This window comes from Hyphomicrobium sp. B1 (genome assembly GCF_049532635.1).
GTDB lineage: Bacteria > Pseudomonadota > Alphaproteobacteria > Rhizobiales > Hyphomicrobiaceae > Hyphomicrobium_B.
Map to the genome: position 1 here is coordinate 312988 of NZ_CP134871.1, position 16834 is coordinate 329821.

At 59.3% G+C, this 16834-nt stretch carries 18 protein-coding genes; 6 read left to right on the forward strand and 12 right to left on the reverse strand.

From position 1 onward, the window contains the following. Window positions 1-13 precede the first annotated feature (13 nt). Together RLW55_RS01565 and RLW55_RS01570 are read left to right on the forward strand one after the other, a co-directional pair. The gene (locus RLW55_RS01565; protein WP_423415363.1) at window positions 14-652 is read left to right on the forward strand and encodes a glutathione S-transferase family protein; all 639 of its coding nucleotides are present in this window, start codon (window positions 14-16) and stop codon (window positions 650-652) included. A 74-nt stretch (window positions 653-726) separates the two neighbouring features. After that, a complete protein-coding gene (locus tag RLW55_RS01570; RefSeq protein WP_423415364.1) occupies window positions 727-1176 on the forward strand; it encodes a hypothetical protein in 450 nt (149 codons plus the stop codon). Here RLW55_RS01570 and RLW55_RS01575 read toward each other — a convergent pair. Further along, window positions 1173-2075, reverse strand: coding sequence for an NlpC/P60 family protein (locus RLW55_RS01575; RefSeq protein ID WP_423415365.1), 903 nt, complete (start codon window positions 2073-2075; stop codon window positions 1173-1175). The two genes, RLW55_RS01570 and RLW55_RS01575, sit on opposite strands and share 4 nt — an antisense overlap. Further along, window positions 2072-3493 (reverse strand): leucyl aminopeptidase family protein, encoded by a 1422-nt coding sequence (locus RLW55_RS01580; RefSeq protein WP_423415366.1) that lies wholly within the window; start codon window positions 3491-3493, stop codon window positions 2072-2074. The genes RLW55_RS01575 and RLW55_RS01580 overlap by 4 nt, the downstream gene beginning before the upstream one ends. Before the next feature lie 223 nt (window positions 3494-3716). On the opposite strand from RLW55_RS01580, the gene RLW55_RS01585 reads away from it, so the two are divergent. Continuing rightward, on the forward strand, window positions 3717-4679 hold the full coding sequence (locus RLW55_RS01585) for a tetratricopeptide repeat protein (RefSeq protein ID WP_423415367.1): 963 nt from the start codon (window positions 3717-3719) through the stop codon (window positions 4677-4679). 141 nt (window positions 4680-4820) lie between these two features. Here the strand turns inward: RLW55_RS01585 and RLW55_RS01590 are convergent, their stop codons facing one another. The 10 genes from RLW55_RS01590 to RLW55_RS01635 form a co-directional block, all read right to left on the reverse strand. Beyond that, window positions 4821-5813: a type II secretion system F family protein gene (locus RLW55_RS01590; protein ID WP_409562141.1), complete on the reverse strand. Its 993-nt coding sequence runs from the start codon at window positions 5811-5813 to the stop codon at window positions 4821-4823. Window positions 5814-5847: 34 nt separating this feature from the next. After that, complete coding sequence (locus RLW55_RS01595; RefSeq protein ID WP_013946262.1) at window positions 5848-6840, reverse strand: type II secretion system F family protein; 993 nt, start codon at window positions 6838-6840, stop codon at window positions 5848-5850. Continuing rightward, window positions 6833-8335: a CpaF family protein gene (locus RLW55_RS01600; RefSeq protein ID WP_409562139.1), complete on the reverse strand. Its 1503-nt coding sequence runs from the start codon at window positions 8333-8335 to the stop codon at window positions 6833-6835. Before RLW55_RS01600 ends, RLW55_RS01595 begins: the two co-directional genes overlap by 8 nt. A 13-nt stretch (window positions 8336-8348) precedes the next feature. Continuing rightward, window positions 8349-9647: a CtpF protein gene (locus tag RLW55_RS01605; protein WP_423415368.1), complete on the reverse strand. Its 1299-nt coding sequence runs from the start codon at window positions 9645-9647 to the stop codon at window positions 8349-8351. A gap of 15 nt (window positions 9648-9662) precedes the next feature. Beyond that, window positions 9663-10406 carry a CpaD family pilus assembly protein gene (locus RLW55_RS01610; RefSeq protein ID WP_414461713.1) on the reverse strand — a complete coding sequence of 248 codons (744 nt, stop codon included), beginning with the start codon at window positions 10404-10406 and terminating at the stop codon, window positions 9663-9665. 17 nt (window positions 10407-10423) lie between these two features. Further along, window positions 10424-12046 (reverse strand): type II and III secretion system protein family protein, encoded by a 1623-nt coding sequence (locus RLW55_RS01615; protein WP_409562136.1) that lies wholly within the window; start codon window positions 12044-12046, stop codon window positions 10424-10426. A 38-nt stretch (window positions 12047-12084) separates the two neighbouring features. Beyond that, a complete protein-coding gene (gene cpaB / locus RLW55_RS01620; RefSeq protein ID WP_414461712.1) occupies window positions 12085-12885 on the reverse strand; it encodes a Flp pilus assembly protein CpaB in 801 nt (266 codons plus the stop codon). A gap of 176 nt (window positions 12886-13061) precedes the next feature. Next, on the reverse strand, window positions 13062-13571 hold the full coding sequence (locus RLW55_RS01625) for an A24 family peptidase (RefSeq protein ID WP_414461711.1): 510 nt from the start codon (window positions 13569-13571) through the stop codon (window positions 13062-13064). A gap of 90 nt (window positions 13572-13661) precedes the next feature. Beyond that, window positions 13662-13949 carry a Flp family type IVb pilin gene (locus tag RLW55_RS01630; protein ID WP_423415369.1) on the reverse strand — a complete coding sequence of 96 codons (288 nt, stop codon included), beginning with the start codon at window positions 13947-13949 and terminating at the stop codon, window positions 13662-13664. 11 nt (window positions 13950-13960) lie between these two features. Then, window positions 13961-14137 carry a Flp family type IVb pilin gene (locus tag RLW55_RS01635; RefSeq protein WP_414461709.1) on the reverse strand — a complete coding sequence of 59 codons (177 nt, stop codon included), beginning with the start codon at window positions 14135-14137 and terminating at the stop codon, window positions 13961-13963. Window positions 14138-14753: 616 nt separating this feature from the next. On the opposite strand from RLW55_RS01635, the gene RLW55_RS01640 reads away from it, so the two are divergent. The 3 genes from RLW55_RS01640 (at window position 14754) to RLW55_RS01650 (ending at window position 16635) form a co-directional block, all read left to right on the forward strand. Beyond that, on the forward strand, window positions 14754-15209 hold the full coding sequence (locus RLW55_RS01640; RefSeq protein ID WP_423415370.1) for a pilus assembly protein N-terminal domain-containing protein: 456 nt from the start codon (window positions 14754-14756) through the stop codon (window positions 15207-15209). 129 nt (window positions 15210-15338) lie between these two features. Then, window positions 15339-15968: a TadE/TadG family type IV pilus assembly protein gene (locus RLW55_RS01645; RefSeq protein ID WP_414461707.1), complete on the forward strand. Its 630-nt coding sequence runs from the start codon at window positions 15339-15341 to the stop codon at window positions 15966-15968. A 1-nt stretch (window position 15969) separates the two neighbouring features. Then, window positions 15970-16635 (forward strand): TadE/TadG family type IV pilus assembly protein, encoded by a 666-nt coding sequence (locus tag RLW55_RS01650; RefSeq protein ID WP_414461706.1) that lies wholly within the window; start codon window positions 15970-15972, stop codon window positions 16633-16635. Window positions 16636-16834 lie beyond the last annotated feature (199 nt).

Below are 16834 nucleotides of genomic sequence, written 5' to 3' on the forward strand. Positions count from 1 at the left end.
AGGGAGGTCGCCGATGGCCGCGCCAAAGCTCGTCCACTATCACGCGCCGAACACCCGCTCGTTTGGAACCCGTTGGCTCTTTGAAGAATTGGGCTCGCCTCCGCACGAGCTTAAAATCCTCGACATGAAGAAGGGCGAGCACAAATCTCCCGCGTTTCTCGCCATCAACCCGATGGGCAAGGTCCCGACTCTCGCCGCCGATGGCGTGCCCGTCAGTGAAGTCGGCGCCATAGCGATATTTCTCGCTGATCTTTTTCCGGAAGCCAATCTTGCACCGACCCTCGATGATCCCGCGCGCGGAACCTATCTTCGCTGGATTATCTTCAATCACGGTGACGTCGAGCCCGCCGTGATGGACAAGGCGCGCAACATCCAACCGGGCAGCCTTCCGCCGTCGGCCCTTTGCTACGGCAGCTACGATGACACCGTGAACGCGCTCGTCAGCGCCGTGCGCACCGGTCCATACATTTTGGGCGAACGCTTCTCCGCCGCCGATATCGTGCTCGGTGGCGCGATCCGATGGCTGCGGCTGTTCAAACTCCTGCCCGACCGGCCGGAATTCGCCAGCTACGTGGAGCGCATAACGGCGCGCCCGGCCTTCAAGCGGGCCCTGGAGAAAGACGAAGCGCTGGCCCAGGCGATGGCATCCTGAAGCGCATCGCCTTTCCGTACCCGGAAGATCGGTTATTCTGGTGATCCTCCGAATCGCTGACGCGAGACTGCCAGATGCTCCCCGATGATGTATTCCGCGACCGACTCGAAAAAACGCTCGTGGAAATTGAAACGTCCGTCGCTCGCATGCGCGACTACGCCGCCGTCGAAGTAATCGCGACGACGGCTTATTGGCGTGTCGTCGTTCTGCCGATCGTGCCGGAAGCTTGTCCGTTTGAACTGCTCATAACATCCAAGCAGACCTTTAGCCTTAAGCTTGCTGAAGAAGCATTCGAAGACCTGCCGGTCGAGCATTTCGAGCTGTTCCCGCACCTCGTCCGCTCCATTGAAGCGGGCCACGTCGAGAAAATCTCCAAGTTCGATGCCATGACCGACGAGCTGGTCGCGATCGAGATGCGTGTGGCGCTCAGCCCCGGATGGGATTGGCGCGGCGAACGCCGGATTGCCAAAGCGCCGCCAGAAGAGGTCTGGCGAACGCATCGCTATCTCGCCTACCGGCGCTAGAACCCATCCATCGCGGCATAGCCTGGAATGCGTTTGATCGCAGTAATCTGATTGCCCGTCTTGGCAATGCGCAGCACCGCCTCGGGCAGCGTCTCGACCGACGTCTGCATATGCCAGGCGTTGGCGTGCACCATCATGATGCCGTCGATCATGATGCCGACGTGTCCCTTCCAGAACACCAGGTCACCGCGCATCAAGCCTTCGAGATCGTCGGCCACGAGCACGTTGTCGCCGAGCTCGGCCTGCTGCATGTCACTGTCGCGCGGTGCGGGAAACCCGGCGGCGGCGAGCGACGTCTGCACAAGGCCCGAACAATCGATGCCGATCCGCGTGCGCCCGCCCCAGAGATACGGCGTGCCGATAAAGCGCTCAGCAATTTCCACGAAGTCGCGCGCAAAGCGATCGTGCGGTGCGGCGTGGCGCGCATAGACGAAGCCGCCGCTTTCAAGCTCCAGAAAGCCCTCGTCGCCGCCGCGCACGGCAATCGCGGCGTTGAGCGGCAGATGCATGATCGGCGGCGTCTTGATGTCAGGTTGGGCGTAAAGAAACGTCCCTAATGCCTGAATGTGATGCGTCGTGTGAAAGGTGCCGCGGCGGATGGCGTCGCTCGGCACATAGCCGACATAGCCGTCACGCGCGAGCTGCACCCAGCTCCATCCACCGCCGTCTTCGTAGATCGTCAGGCTCTCTCCGAACAGCGCTTCCGTCTCGAAGCCGCGGGCGGGATCAGGAAATTTACGCAACGGCACCGTTGCGCGGATCACGAAACCCGGCTCTCCAGCGACATAGCGTTCTGCGCGCACGACGCCTTCGAGCGACTTCGCCGCGAGATCCGAGCGGAATACGTTCCGTCTCGGATCGAGCGCGCCCGCCGGTCGCTGAGAAACGTCGGCCGTCACGTCATCAACTCTCGCCGCAAGTGTTCCATCACGGCCCTCGCCGTTTGTGGCTCACCGCCCTTCGGCCCGAGAGGACGCGCGGCGGGACGCCAGCCATAGAGATCGAAATGCGCGAAACGGCGCGCCTTGCTGACGAACCGTTTCAGAAACAGCGCCGCAGTAATGGCACCAGCAAATGGCGATTCCCAGACATTGTTGATGTCGGCAATGTCGCTGTCGAGATTGCGTAGGTAACCCTCCCAAAGAGGCATAGCCCACAGCGGATCGCCGATTGACGCTGCAAGCGGCGGCAAGCTCTGCGCCAGCTCGTTGTCGTTCGTGAAGAATGCCGGCAGGTCCGGCCCCAGAGCCGACCGCGCTGCGCCGGTCAGCGTTGCGAAAACGAAGATGCTGTCGGGCTCGTCGGCGTCGGCAAGCGCCAGGGCATCGGCGAGCACCAGTCGCCCCTCCGCGTCGGTATTGCCGATTTCAACACTAAGCCCCAGACGGCTCGCCAGAATGTCGCCTGGACGGAACGCATCGCCGCCAACGGAATTTTCCGCCGTCGGGATGATGACGCGCAGCCTGCAGTTGAGCCGCTGCCCCATGATCATATGCGCGAGCGTCAACGCTGTCGCCGCGCCGCCCATGTCCTTCTTCATCAGCAGCATGGCGCTCGCAGGCTTGATGTCGAGGCCGCCGGTATCGAAGCTGATCCCCTTGCCGACGAGCGTGATTTTCGACGCCCCGACCGGCCCCCAGCTCATGTCGATGAGACGCGGCGGCCGCGGGCTCGCACGTCCGACCGCATGAATGAGCGGGAAGTTCTTCGCCAGCAAATCGTCGCCGACGACGACGGAGATGTCGGCCCCATGACGGTCGGCCAGATCCCGCGCGATGGCCTCGAGATCGGCGGGCGCCATGTCGGATGCCGGCGTGTTGATCAGATCGCGGCCGAGCCAGACGGCTTCTGCCGTATTGATGATGCGCTCAGCACCCTCCGCCGCCAAACGCAGCTTCGCGCGCGCTCCGTTCGGTCCTTTGCTGCGGTAGCGCGAGAACGAATAGCTGCCGAGCGCCCACGCCAGCGCTGCAAGGTCGGGCTGTGACAGCTCTGATGCGATCCGATAGGTCCCGGCGGGCAATCCCGCACCGAGCAGCCCAGCCAGTAGCTCCGATGGACCGCTCGGCTCGCCCTGCTGGCCGTTGCCCGTGCCGAACGCGACGGCTGAAACTTTCCCCTCGGCATTGGGCAGAAGAACGGAGCGCTTGGCGCTCCCGGAAAAATTCTGAGCTGCGAGCCACGCCTGCTGCGCGGCATCGAGCGGCGCTGACGGCTGAAGACTGTTCGACCCGATGAAGTGCACCGGTATGTCGCTCGCATCCGGCGCGCCAAGTGCAAAGGTCTCCGCTGCCGCCCAGGCTGTCGTCTCAACCATTCGTCTTCGTTCTCTCTTTTACCGTTGCACCAAGCTGACCAAGGTCGCGACCCGGTCGCAAACTGGCGCCCTCGACGGGCGCCCCCGGGCTGCAGTTCATTCGCATTTTCTCCAGCTATCACAGGTCACTGGCAAGTCTTAAGCGTTTGTTGACCGATGCCCCAGAAACTGACGGCCTCACCTTGATTCGTCGCTGATGAGCGAATCACCCCAGGAGACCGTCATGACGCGTTTTGAGCGCCCCCGCTCGCAGACTTTGCCGCGCCTTCCGCGCCTCGGAACCTTCGCGTCGCTCACGGCATCGCTACTCCTGGGTGCCTGTTCCGCCTCCACTGACCTGCTGCCAAGCATCGCCATGAAACCCAGCGATACGACGACCGGCGATACCACGCCGGGCACGCCGCAGACCGAGTTGCAGAAGGCAACGATCTACTGGGGCCAGCAATACGCCAAAAACCCGGCCGAACTGAAGCCTGCACTCAATTATGCGAAAGACCTGAAGGCGCTCGGCGAAAAGTCGAAAGCCTTGTCTGTGCTGCAGCAAGCCGCGCTCATTCACGGCAGCGATCAGGAGCTTGCCGGCGAATACGGCCGGCTGGCGCTCGAAATGGATCAGGTCGGCGTCGCCAACCAGATGCTGACGGTTGCCGACGATCCGGCGAAACCGGATTGGCGGGTCGTCTCGGCGCGCGGCACCGTGATGGCGAAGCAGGGCAAATATGCCGACGCCGTGCCGTTCTATGAGCGCGCGCTGACCCTTTCGCCGGACAACCCCACCGTCATGAACAATCTCGCCATGGCCTACGCCATGACGGGCGATCCGAAAAAGGCAGAGGGCATCCTGCGTCAGGCGCTTGTCGCTCCCGGCGCGACGCCGAAGGTTCGTGAAAACCTCGCCCTGGTGCTCGGCCTGCAGGGCCGCTACGATGAATCGAAGGCCATCGCATCCGGCGTGCTCTCGACCGATACCGCCAGCGCCAACGCCAACTACCTGAAGCAGATGGTCCAGCTCCAACCGACGACGGCCATGCCCGACGCCAAAAGCTTCGCCAGCAATACCTACGTGAGCCCCTCCCAACCGCGGATCGAAGTGCAGCGCGCCGCCGCCACGACGACGTCGTCGCTCCCCGTCAGCCAGAGCGTCTGGCAGACGACGACCGACCAAAGCCCGCCACTGGTGCGCTGAAGCCGCTGCCGGCGACCGCTCGACGTCATGACGCGCCCCCATGCCAAGCTCGCGCCTCTCATCAAATAGGCAAAAACCAATCGCGATCCGGACGTCTCTTCTCGCTGCTCCTCTTAAACGTAAAGCGGCGAAAAGCGCGTCCTAATGCTGCTTCAGCGCCATATAGCTGATGACGGCCGGTCCCAGAATGACGACGAAAAGTACCGGCAGGAAGAACACGATCATCGGCACGGTGAGCTTCGGCGGCAGTGCAGCGGCCTTACGCTCGGCTTCCGACTGCCGGATTTCGCGGTTTTCCTTGGCCATCGTACGCAGCGCCGTCCCGACGGGCGTACCGTAACGCTCGGCCTGAGCGAGCGCTGTCGTCACCGCTTTCACACCGGGCAACCCCGTCCGCTTCGCAAGATTGTCGTAGGCCTGCCGCCGGTCCTGAAGATACGAGAGTTCCGCAGTCGTCAGCGACATTTCTTCCGCAAGCTCGACCGACTGGCTGACGATCTCCTTGCCGACTTTCGCAAACCCGGCTTCGACCGACATGCCCGACTGCACACAAATCAACAGCATATCGAGCGCATCCGGCCACGCCTGCTTGATGGCCATCTGCCGCTTCTGCACGCGGTTGGTGATGAACATGTTCGGCACATAGAAGCCGAGGAAACCCGCTGCCAGCGCGATCAACAGATTGATCATCGGCGGGTAGCCGCTGTCGTACAGCACGAAAAGATAAAAGAGCGCGAAAAAGAAAATCGCAATCGGCGCAGCAACGCGGAAGAATAGGAACGCGACAATATTGGCCTGACCGCGCAGACCAGCCCGCTTGAGGTTTTCGCGCAGTTCTTCGTTGTCGAACCGTTCCCGCAAATTGAACTTGTCGACAACCCGCTGCATAAAGCCTTTCGGCGTCGAGCGAAGCCGGCTCGTACCGCCCTGCTGGCGGTCTTTCGACGTCATTTCCGCAAGCCGCGCCGAGCGCATTTTGCTGCGCTCAATCGCCATTTCACGCATGCGCCGGTTCATCTGGTCCCGCTGCAGCATCGGCAACGCCACCGTCAAAACCGTCGCGAAGACGCAGATCGCCGCCAGCGCCGTCGCGATGAACTGCGGGTTCATGATTGTATCGATGAATGTCGTCATCTGCGCACGACCGTGCCTACTCGCGTGAAAAGATCTAGAATTTGAAGTTGATCATCTTCCTCATGATCAGAACGCCGGTGAGCATCCACACCGCGCCGAACGCGACCATGAAATGCCCCATCGTCGTCGTGAACAGCGGCATGATGTAGTCGGGCGACGACAGATAGACCATCGTCATGACACCAGGCGGCAAAGATGCAAGCACGATGGCCGATGCCTTGGCTTCCGCCGACAGCGCCTTGACTTTCATCGCCAGCGACTGCCTCTCGCGCAACACGCTCGCCAGATTGGAAAGCGCTTCTGACAAGTTGCCGCCCGCCTGCTGCTGGATCGCAATGACGATCGTCAGAAAACGCACTTCCGGAAGCGGAAGCCGGTCGCACATGCGCTCAAGCCCGTCCGCCAACCCAACGCCCATCTTTTGTTGATCGACGACTTCGAGAAACTCGCTGCCGAGCGGTTCCGGGCTCTCACGTGCGATGACCTGAAGACATTCGTTGAGCGGCAGGCCGGATTTGATGCCACGCACGATGACGTCGATAGCGTTTGCAAGCTGCCCCAGAAATTTGGCCTGCCGACGCGCGGTCATCTTGTTCAGAATCCACCGCGGCAGACCAAAACCGCCGACGAATGCCGCCACAATCGCCGCCGAAAACGGCAATTCGAGAATGAGAAGCGCGATAGACGCCAAAAGCACGCCGAGCAACGCACTCGCAACATAGAAATCGCGGGGCTTTCGCTTCGTACCGGCCCGCATCAAGCGCAGGCTCATCGTGATCTTCTTCTTGGCCTTCTCGCGGACTTCGATTTCCTTCAGCGTTTCAGCAACGGACTTTTTTCTGCTGCTCTGGATGTCGGCAATGGCCGAGCTACCTTTGCGCGACGACCGTCCTCCCGCAACGACCTCGACACGCTTGCCCTTGCGGTCGTCGGCGAAATACGGGTACGCCACCGCGAACACGATACCGGCGAAAGCCAGCGCGGCGAGCAGCGGCGCGAGAAACGTCGGCAGCCCAAGATCAGCCATTTTGATCTCCGAGCGGATTGCCGAGATCGTCCATGACTTCCGACCGCACGAGCGCCGCTGCGAGCTTTTCAGTCTCGTTGTAGTATTCTGCGCGCTCCCAGAACCGCGGACGAACGATGCCGGTCGAACGGTGCCGTCCCGTCAGCTTGCCGTGTGCGTCTTCGCCCGTGATTTCGTAGACGAGAATGTTCTGCAGCGTGATCGTTTCTTCTTCCATGCCGAGAACTTCAGTGATGTGCGTGATCTTGCGCGAGCCGTCCCGCAATCGCGAAGCCTGAATGATGACATCGACCGAACCGCAGATCATTTCGCGGATCGTCTTGATCGGCAGCGCGTAGCCACCCTGCATGATCATCGATTCAAGACGGCTCAAGGCTTCGCGCGGACTATTGGCGTGAAGGGTGCCCATCGAGCCGTCGTGGCCGGTATTCATGGCCTGAAGCAAGTCAAACGCTTCAGGTCCGCGGACTTCGCCGACGATGATCCGCTCAGGCCGCATACGCAGACAGTTCTTAATGAGATCGCGCATCTTGATCTCGCCCTCGCCTTCGAGGTTCGGAGGGCGCGTTTCAAGCCGCACGACATGAGGCTGTTGCAGCTGAAGTTCGGCCGAGTCTTCGCACGTGATAATGCGCTCGTCGTGGTCGATCGAGCCGGTCAAACAGTTGAGCAGCGTCGTCTTGCCCGAGCCCGTACCGCCTGAGATGACGACGTTGCAGCGAACGCGTCCAATGATCTCCAGAATGGTTTTGCCTTCCGGCGTAATCGAGCCGAACTTGACGAGCTGTTCGAGCTTCAGCCGATCCTTTTTGAATTTTCGGATCGTGAGCGCCGGCCCATCGATCGCAAGCGGCGGCGCGATGACGTTGACGCGTGATCCATCCGGTAGACGCGCGTCGCAGATCGGGCTGGATTCATCGACACGCCGGCCGACCTGGCTGACGATGCGCTGACAGATATTCATCAACTGCTGATTGTCGGCGAAGCGGACGCCGGTCTTTTGCACCTTGCCGCCGACTTCGATGAAGGTCGTCGCCGCACCATTCACCATGATATCGGCGATATCATCTCGCGCCAGAAGTGGCTCAAGCGGACCATAACCGAGAACGTCGTTGCAGATGTCTTCGAGCAGCTCTTCCTGCTCAGAAATCGACATCACGACGTTCTTGATCTGAATGATCTCGCTGACGATGTCGCGAATTTCTTCGCGCGCCGTCACGCTGTCGAGCTTCGATAGCTGCGTGAGATCGATGGTGTCGATCAGCGCGTTAAAGACTGTCGTCTTGACGTCGTAATACTCTTCGGAATGCCGCCGCTGCTGTTCCGGTGCGGGTTCCGGCCTTTTAGGCGGCGCGCTCGGTGGTGGCGCCGCACTGCGCGCCGGAGCGGCCGCAGCCGGTCTAGCCTCGCTGGCGGCAGGGGCGGCCTGCGGTTCGGGAGGACGCGGCGTTACGCGTCGATCTGCCTGTGGCTCGTTTGAGCGCCTTCCGAACATGAAACTGCAATCCTCAACGCTTGAGCTTTAGCTTCTCCAAGATCGGCGCCAGGGCCGAAAGTGCCGAACTCTGTTTTTCGGCCTTCGTGTCTTTACGTCTCGTTAGCTTCATCGCCACATCGTGAAACTTTTCGACGGCTTTTGCCTTGGCGTTAAGCTCTTCGACCATCTGGCCGTTGTTGGCGGCATGGCTGAACGTCTCGCTGTCGTAGTCGACGACGGCGAGAACCTTCAAATCGAGCGCCTGCTCGAACTCCTTGACGCTGATTTCCTGCCGCTTCGGCTGATTTGCCATATTGAGGATCAGGTGCGGATGCTGGTCGTTCCGCCGCGAGGTCTTCATGAGATCGACGATATTCTTCGCGTTTCTCAGATTGGCGAGATCGGGGGCTGCGGTAATGACGATCTCGTCGGCCTGCAGCAACAGCCGCTTCGTCCACGGAGACCAGCCGTGCGGCAGGTCGATCGCGACGAACGGCACGTTCTGCCGCGCGACATCGATAACGGTCTCGCAAGCGTCAGCCGAGAAGTCGAAGTCGCGATCGAGAACGACTGGCGCCGCAAAAATCGACAGCCGTTCGGAGCACTTCGTCAGTAACCGGTCGAGCAGCTGATCGTCCAGACGCTCCGGTGCCGACAGCGCTTCAACGATGCCTTGAACGGGATCCTGATTAAAATCGAGACCCGTCGTGCCGAACGCGAGGTCCATGTCGGCAATCGTGACGTCGGTTTCCAGCGCCTCCGACATCGTCCACGCTACGTTATGGCAGATAGTCGATGATCCGACGCCGCCCTTGGCGCCGATGAACGCAAAGACGTGCCCGACCGGGTCCGTCTCGGGGTTGTTGTAGAGATTGGAGATGCTCTCCATCAACTCGATGGGATCCGTCGGCGCGACCAGATATTCGGCGACGCCGCGCTTCAACAGCTCGCGATAGAGCATCACGTCGTTATGGCGACCGATAACGATCACCTTCGTTCCCGGATCGCAGCTTTCTGCGAGTTGATCGAGCTCCGACAGCAGCTGACTGCCGCTGTGAGAACTATCAGCGATGATGAGATTGGGCGTCGGACTATCGGCATAGTGCGCAATCGCCGCCGCGATCCCGCCCATGTGGACGCTGACATGCGCCTTCGCCAGCCGCCGATCTTCCGCCGCATGCTGAACCGCATCGGCAACGTTCAGATCGTCGCAAAACGCTTGAATTGAAATGCGCGGGATCGGCCGGGCACGATCGCTAGGATGGGCGGCCAACGCCTCATCGCTATCGAAGTAGGGCTCGTCGTCGGTAAGATGAGCAAGCTTGGACATGACGTCTCCGATCGATCACTGGCCGCTGGTGACACTCTGGACGGTCTGAGCCTCGGCGGCTGCCCCGACGGCTTCACCCTTCACGTATTTTTCGTACATGTCGTCGCGGCGGTTGGAATCGCGGCTCGTCATCGTACGCGGTCCGAGCAGATCGGCCGGATTGGCGACCATCACCGCCAAGTTGCGCTGCGCCGCGCAGCCCATGTTCGGATAAGGCGTGTTCTGATAAGCCCGCGCCAGGTTCTCAGACCAGTCCTGCCCGCAATTCGGCGCTTCCGCGATATAGCGCATATACGACAGCCGCACCGGCGCATCGCGGCCATAAGCCGGGTACGCCTCGACCGCGATCGTCGTCTCCGAATAACCTGTATCAATAAGAAGCTTGCGCGCTTCATCCGCGGCCTGCATCGAAGCGCTTTCGTTCGACGCGCCACTTGGTGCCGAGATAACGATACGGCTGTTACCGGCATCGGACGCCCGGCTGCGGCTGGAGAATTCGAGCACGCGCGCCCGCTGCGCTGGCGTCAAGCCATCGGCGTTCCGCGAGATATGCAGGCTGAGGGTCGCGGGCTGTTGCGAAACCAGAATCGGGTGGCGCTGCTCGGGATCGACGAGCGTCCAGCCCGCAACTTGCGGTCCCGTGACGCCATCATGCTGACAGCCGCCCGCAACGATGGACAGCAGTGCGATCGTGACGATCCTGCCCATATCGGTCCGCAATCTCTTCGGGCCGCCGGCACTCGTGCTTTTCATCTGCATGACGCGTCTTGCCCCAATTATTCGACGATAAAGCCGTAGTCACCTTTGAGCCCGCCGGACGGCATGGCTTCGCTCTTGCCGTAGATCCGGTTCAGGTGACCCAGAAAGTCTGCCTTGAGATCGGTCGCCGGCGCCAAACCATCCGCAGGCGTCGCAAGCTGCTGACGCGAGACCGGCTGCACGACATAGGGCGTCACGATCACGACCAGCTCCGATTCCTGGTTCTGGAAGTCGCGGCTGCGAAACAGCGTGCCAAGGATCGGAATGTCTTTTGCGCCTGGCAGCCCGTCGATGTTCTGCTGCGTCTTGGTGCTGATGAGACCGGCAAGCGCCAAGGAACCGCCCGACGGCAACTCGACGACCGTCTTGGCCTGGCGCGTATCGAACACTGGGTTGTTGGCGATGAACTGCGAGATATCGCTGACGCTGGTATCGATCTTGAGACTGATGCGACCTTCGGAAAGAACGACCGGTGTGAAGCTCAGCTGCACGCCGAACTTCTTGAAAGCCACCGAGCTGACGCCCGACTGCGTGTCGATACCCGTGACGTAAGGAACCTCGCCGCCCGCCAGAAACTCAGCCGGTTCGCCCGAAATCGCTGTCAGGTTGGGCTCGGCCAGCGTACGGATCAGACCGTCGCGTTCGAGCGCACGGATCGCAGCCTGGACTCGGTTGTTTCCGCTCCCCCACGACGACGTAGCACCGCTATTTTGATATGTACCGCCAGCGCCGGTATTGATATTGCAAAGGCTACCCACCGCACAGCCGGTCGACGCTCCCGTTCCGATACCGATCTGAGGCATCGCGCCCAACCCCTGCGCCACTGTAATTGGCAGCGAGTTCTCAGTTAAGAGTGCCGTCGCGAAACTGCCGGACTGGATCATGGCGCCGACGTTGACACCCATCTGCTTGAGCAGCGTGCGCTGAACTTCTGCAACCGTGACCTTGAGCATCACCTGCTCTTCGGCCTCGACCGTCAGCATGTTGATGACAGATTCCTTGATCTGGTTCGTCTGCCCTTCAGCCAGCGAAACGCCTTCCTTGGTATTCGCCGAAAAACTCCGCAGCTGCTGCGAGATGAATTGTCCGGCGATGTCGCCCGCACGCGTCGAGTCAATCGGGCTCTTGACGGTCCCGGTCAGGATCACGGTCTGGTTCAGCATTTCGACCTTGATGCGGCCCCCGGTAATGATGCGGTTCAGAAGCGATTCCAGTCCTGCCGTCTCGCGCGCAACATAAAGTTCCATAGTCGCGAATTGATTGCCGGACGTGTCGAAGAAGAAGGCATTGGCTTCGCCCATGTCTTTCGCCAGCAGAAAAACGCGGTTCGAGCTCAGCACCACGGCATCGACGACAGCCGGGTTGGAAACCATCACGTCGCGAACCGGCCGCGGGAACTCCAAGAGAACCGACTTGCCCATCCCGATCTTTATGCTCTTACGGATCGGACCTCCGGTATCCTGGATGCGGATAAACGACTGGTGATCCGCCCCCGAAACATCGTCGTCGTAAGACTGGTCGCCGCCCCGTTGAGCCTGCGCAGATGCCGGCGATAAATTCGCGCACAACATCCCGACGCCGACAAGCAGCGCGACGGCGCGCACCGCGGCGCGCCACGAAAATTCTAGAGTAATGCGCATGAGGTCTTACCTTATGACGACCACTGACTTTTGATGACTCAGTTCACGCCATACACACGCGATTTCGCGCCGTAACGTACGATACGCACGGAATTCTCTTTCGGCCGGCTGAGGCCCGCACCCGATCCCGTCGGATCCGAATTCAGATCGGCGACGCTGCGCAGCGAGAGGGTGATGTCCCCCATCGTATTTGCAAGCGCCATCATTTCGGACTGACGTGGTGTCAGCTCGAGCGTTGCCGTGCTCGCCGAGCTTTCGGCGACCATCTTGCCTTCTTTGGTCTGGATCTGCTGTCCGATCGCGAGCACCCGAACGTTGCGAAAGAGCGTATCGGCGACGCTCTGGTCATCGTTGTTGCGACCTCGTACGCGCCGGATCAGGATGACGTCGACGTGATCGTTCGGCAGGATCAAGCTGCCCGCCGCCGTTTCCGCGCGAATCTTCGTCGATATGGCGCGCATGCCTTGAGGAAGAATGGCAGCGAGCACACCACCGTCGCCGGGCTTGATCAGCTTTTGCTTCGTTATCGGCTCACCCGCGAGGATTGGCGCTCGCGCGACCGATCCGGCAAGTCGCTTCAAGATGTCAGCTCCGGCCGTTTTTTGGTTCAGATAGTCGGGCGACACAGCGCTTTTCGGCCACGTCATCCAGCGGAAGCTGCCTTCGTTGACGATGTCACCAACAGGAATATTCCTGCCCGCAACGAGCACCTTTGTGCTGTCGACATGCTTCTCGACGGTAATGGGAGCGGGCGGCTGCAGAAGAGCGCCCGCGACATAATAAGCGAGCCCCGCGGCAACGAGTGCCACTGAAAAACCGATAAGCTGAGCCCGCTTCATACGCCCCGCAAGTCCCTTCGCGAACGAACGTGATTCCTTCGCCCGACGATGGCCCGACAATCGTCAATTTGAAGTTAACCGCCGTCTCGAACTGGGGCGCGGAGGCAATTTGTTGTAGAGACAGTTATCGAAGCGTAAACGGCATTGCGCCGGGCGTTGCTCTGACGCCTATGCGCTTACGACATCAGCGACAGGAAAAGATCCGTGCTTGGGAACACGGCAAGCGCACCTGCCGCGATCGCGATGCCATAAGGGACTGGACCCTTTTCGGTGTGCAGCCGATGCGCCCAGCCGGGAAGCGCGAGGGCCGTGGCCGGGACCCATCGGCGATAAGCCAGGATGGCGAGGCACAGCACACCGCCGAAGATCGTCGTCAACAGCAAATAGTCGATGATGTGCGCCGCGCCGATCCAAAGCGCACCGGCCGCGATCAATTTGGCATCACCGCCGCCGAGCAGATTGAACGCAAAAAGGCTGAACGTCACCGCAAGGACGGCAAATCCGACCGCCAAATTCATGCCGAACACGTCTAGCGGCATGCGGGTCAAAAGCGCAATGACGACAAATCCGGAAACCAGCGCCATCGGAATGCGATTGGGGATTTTCATCGTGAGAAGGTCGTTCGCCGCTGCAAACGCCATCGCCACGGGGAAAACCATCAGAACGACAGAAGCCAACGAATTCATACGCCAAAGACCCGATTACAGACCGCAATGGCGGGAAGCCTGCCCGAACAGGGTAAAAGTCGACCTAATATCCAGAAGCCTGGCACAGCTTTATTGGCGCGCCGAATTAAGCTGCGTACCAACGTTATTGAAAGTGCCCTGAAGGGTTCCGGAAATCTGCGTCAGACCTGCCACCATGCAGACACTGATGATCACCGCAATCAGTGCATATTCGATTGCGGTCGCGCCTTCATCGTCGGCACAGAGCCTCAACAGTTTGGCTTTAAGCATCGCTTCGCTCGCTTTCCATTTGCAGCGCGCCCGCCCTAAAAACGCATCACCACGTCTCAAAAAAATGCGCCCGGAGAAATACTCTCCGGGCGCGATAAACGCCGACAAGCATCGCGGAATTAGTTGCCGTTCGCGGTATTGAGCTGCGTGGCGACACCCTCGAACGTCGTCTGCAGAGAGCCACGAACCTGGCTCAGAGCGGCAATGATGCCGACAGCGACGATGGCGGCGATAAGGCCATATTCGATAGCCGTTGCGCCCGACTCGTCCTTCACGAAACGCGAAAACATGTTCATTCGTACTCTCCCAAACCAATCTTCAAGTAGTTGTCCGATCCATGTCCCATTGGGTCTCCGCCCAAACTGGGAACTTTCGGAAACATAGTCCTGAAAAATTAAAGCCGAGTAAAATAGGCGAATTTCGCCATAAATCTCCATTAATACACGATTATCCAAGTTAACATCAGTAGCATTAAAGAAATAAAGCGACGAAATACACTAAAATAAACCGTTACCATTTCGAAAATGGGCGTCGCAAAGCGCATAGCGCACAAGTATTTATGGGTTAATACTTGATTTATCGAATGATATACTAAAAGAACAAGAAGGAGAAATTGTGCCGGTTCCGCACCGTGTCCGGACCGCCGCGCCTGCGCATCTGGCAAGCCAGTATATTAACTCGAACAAGCACTGCCGGGCCACGAGAGTCGATACGAACAAATTTATCGATTGGCAGAGCTTCGCTTTGGCGCCGCCGACCGTAGCTCCTCCAGGCTTAGGCCGCTCTGAGACGGACGTTTGCACATCCTTCACCAATTTCTGGGGTAATGGCGCAATTCCTCACGAACCCGGATTCCGTCAGATGCTGACAAACGCCAGAACAACCACCGTCTCCTCCCAAATGAGGAGCATTGTGCTCGGCATCGGCGTCTCATTTCTCTTCGCGATGCCGGCAACGGCCGCCGATCTGATCGTCCGCTATGATCAATCGCAGTTGCTTCGGCTGCCGCGCCCCGCTTCCGAAATCATCGTCGGCAATCCGTCGATCGCGGACGTCGCTTTGCAGGACGGCAACCTGCTCGTCGTGACGGGTAAGACCTTCGGCATCACCAACATCATTGCGCTCGACACCGACCACAACATTATTCAGGACCAGCGAGTGATGGTCGAGCGCGACGACAGCCGTATCGTCAATCTCCATAAAGGAAGCGAGCGCTTTACATATGCGTGCACGCCGAACTGCGAACCGACACTGACGATTGGCGATGAGAAGGACTTCTTCAAAGACGTGGAGTCCGCAAACTCATCGAAGATCAAATTCTCGTCCGGCACATCGGACCAAGGCAACAACGCCAACAACGCGCAATAGCGAACGGAAGCGGAACCTCGGCAACGCCTTCTTAACCGATAAAGAAAGACCACCTTTCGATAAATGCCGTCTTAATCTTCCGCAGTTTAGCTCTTCGCAAAATATGATCGCGATGCGGAGCTCCAACCCATGGCAGGCCTGGCAACGGCCAGACGACGGCCGTCTTTGAGATTTGCGAGCCTACGCCGCTTTAGTCGCGACGACCGGGGCGCAACCGCAGTCGAATTCGCCATCCTCCTTACACCGTTCCTGATGTTCGTCTTCGCACTGATCGGCTGCGCGCTTTACTTCTTTGTTTCCAATACCCTCGAACGCGGCATGGATCAGACGAGCCGGCTGATCCGCACTGGCGAAGCCGTCAACAACAAGATGACCGTTGCTCAATTCAAGAAGACAATCTGCGATAGCGCCGGCGGTTGGATCAAATGCGACAAGCTTCAGGTCTGGGCCCAAAGCTGGACCGACTGGGGTGCCATTGGAACGAACAATCCGACGGACGACACTGGTTTCAACTCCAACGGAATACACCGCTGCGTCGATGCAAACAACACGGCCAGCGTGAACAATCGTAATCCGGGAGATCTCATCGCTACCTATACCGGTGGCGCCAGCAACGTCGTGGTCGTGACGACCTGCTACCAATGGGAATACGCATCAAAAATTCCGTTCCTCCATTTGGGCAACATGCAGGACGGAACGATGATGATCCAGTCGTCTACGGCATTCCGGACTGAGCCGTTTCCGGGAACGGGCAGCTGACATGCGCAAGCTTTGGACATCCTCGCTGTCGGCAAAATTTCGCGTCTTCCGCACCGATGTCGCGGGCGTCGCCGCGATCGAATTCGCATTGCTCGTGCCCCTACTCTTAATGATGACCTTCGGCACGATCGAGCTGTCGCGCGCCCTGATGATCCATAAGCGCTTCCAGCGTGCAACGGCGATGGTTGGCGACCTCGTCACGCGCGAAAAGCAGCTTTGGCCGGAAGATGAAGCCGAGGCAAACGTAACGACAACGGATGCCAAGAATACTCTTGCGGGCATCATGCAGTCCGTCGCGCACGCGATGGAACCATACAGCGTCACGCCGCTGTCGCTTCGTGTCTACCAAGTTTGGGCCAAACTCGATGCGCCGAAGCAAACGAAAATCGAATGGTCTTACCAGTATCCCACCGGCGCTACGGTCGGATGCGGAGATTCTAAGACGATCGCTGAGAACGTGCTGGTCGGCAATGGACGCGCCGTTTTCATCGAGGCCACATACACGTACACGCCCATCCTCTCTAACCTGCTGCCGAGCGTCATTCGGCAGTCAACATGGTCAGATACGATGGTCATGACGCCCCGCGATGTTCCCTCTGTCATGTTTCTGCCAGGTCTGAACAACAACAATACGTGGGATAATCCCTCGAAAGCCGCTTGCCAGTGACGTCTCCCAGCCCTTTTTGCGGCAAATAACAAAATTTTGTTCAGCGCTGGTCAATGTTCACATTTGCGATATAATCAGCATGCTGATGTTATAAAACCCTGACACAGCATGTCTTTGGGGATCGATAAATCATTCTATTCCCTTGGGAAATAAACATAATTTCCCCGAAAGAAATTCACCTCTAGGATTTCAAACTCCG

Coding starts and splice junctions, on each gene's coding strand:
- RLW55_RS01565 (WP_423415363.1), top strand. CDS start 14: ATGGCCGCGCCAAAGCTCGTCCACTATCACGCGCCGAACACCCGCTCG.
- RLW55_RS01570 (WP_423415364.1), top strand. CDS start 727: ATGCTCCCCGATGATGTATTCCGCGACCGACTCGAAAAAACGCTCGTG.
- RLW55_RS01580 (WP_423415366.1), bottom strand. CDS start 3,493: ATGGTTGAGACGACAGCCTGGGCGGCAGCGGAGACCTTTGCACTTGGC.
- RLW55_RS01585 (WP_423415367.1), top strand. CDS start 3,717: ATGACGCGTTTTGAGCGCCCCCGCTCGCAGACTTTGCCGCGCCTTCCG.
- RLW55_RS01590 (WP_409562141.1), bottom strand. CDS start 5,813: ATGACGACATTCATCGATACAATCATGAACCCGCAGTTCATCGCGACG.
- RLW55_RS01595 (WP_013946262.1), bottom strand. CDS start 6,840: ATGGCTGATCTTGGGCTGCCGACGTTTCTCGCGCCGCTGCTCGCCGCG.
- RLW55_RS01600 (WP_409562139.1), bottom strand. CDS start 8,335: ATGTTCGGAAGGCGCTCAAACGAGCCACAGGCAGATCGACGCGTAACG.
- RLW55_RS01605 (WP_423415368.1), bottom strand. CDS start 9,647: ATGTCCAAGCTTGCTCATCTTACCGACGACGAGCCCTACTTCGATAGC.
- RLW55_RS01610 (WP_414461713.1), bottom strand. CDS start 10,406: ATGCAGATGAAAAGCACGAGTGCCGGCGGCCCGAAGAGATTGCGGACC.
- RLW55_RS01615 (WP_409562136.1), bottom strand. CDS start 12,046: ATGCGCATTACTCTAGAATTTTCGTGGCGCGCCGCGGTGCGCGCCGTC.
- cpaB (WP_414461712.1), bottom strand. CDS start 12,885: ATGAAGCGGGCTCAGCTTATCGGTTTTTCAGTGGCACTCGTTGCCGCG.
- RLW55_RS01625 (WP_414461711.1), bottom strand. CDS start 13,571: ATGAATTCGTTGGCTTCTGTCGTTCTGATGGTTTTCCCCGTGGCGATG.
- RLW55_RS01635 (WP_414461709.1), bottom strand. CDS start 14,137: ATGAACATGTTTTCGCGTTTCGTGAAGGACGAGTCGGGCGCAACGGCT.
- RLW55_RS01645 (WP_414461707.1), top strand. CDS start 15,339: ATGGCAGGCCTGGCAACGGCCAGACGACGGCCGTCTTTGAGATTTGCG.
- RLW55_RS01650 (WP_414461706.1), top strand. CDS start 15,970: ATGCGCAAGCTTTGGACATCCTCGCTGTCGGCAAAATTTCGCGTCTTC.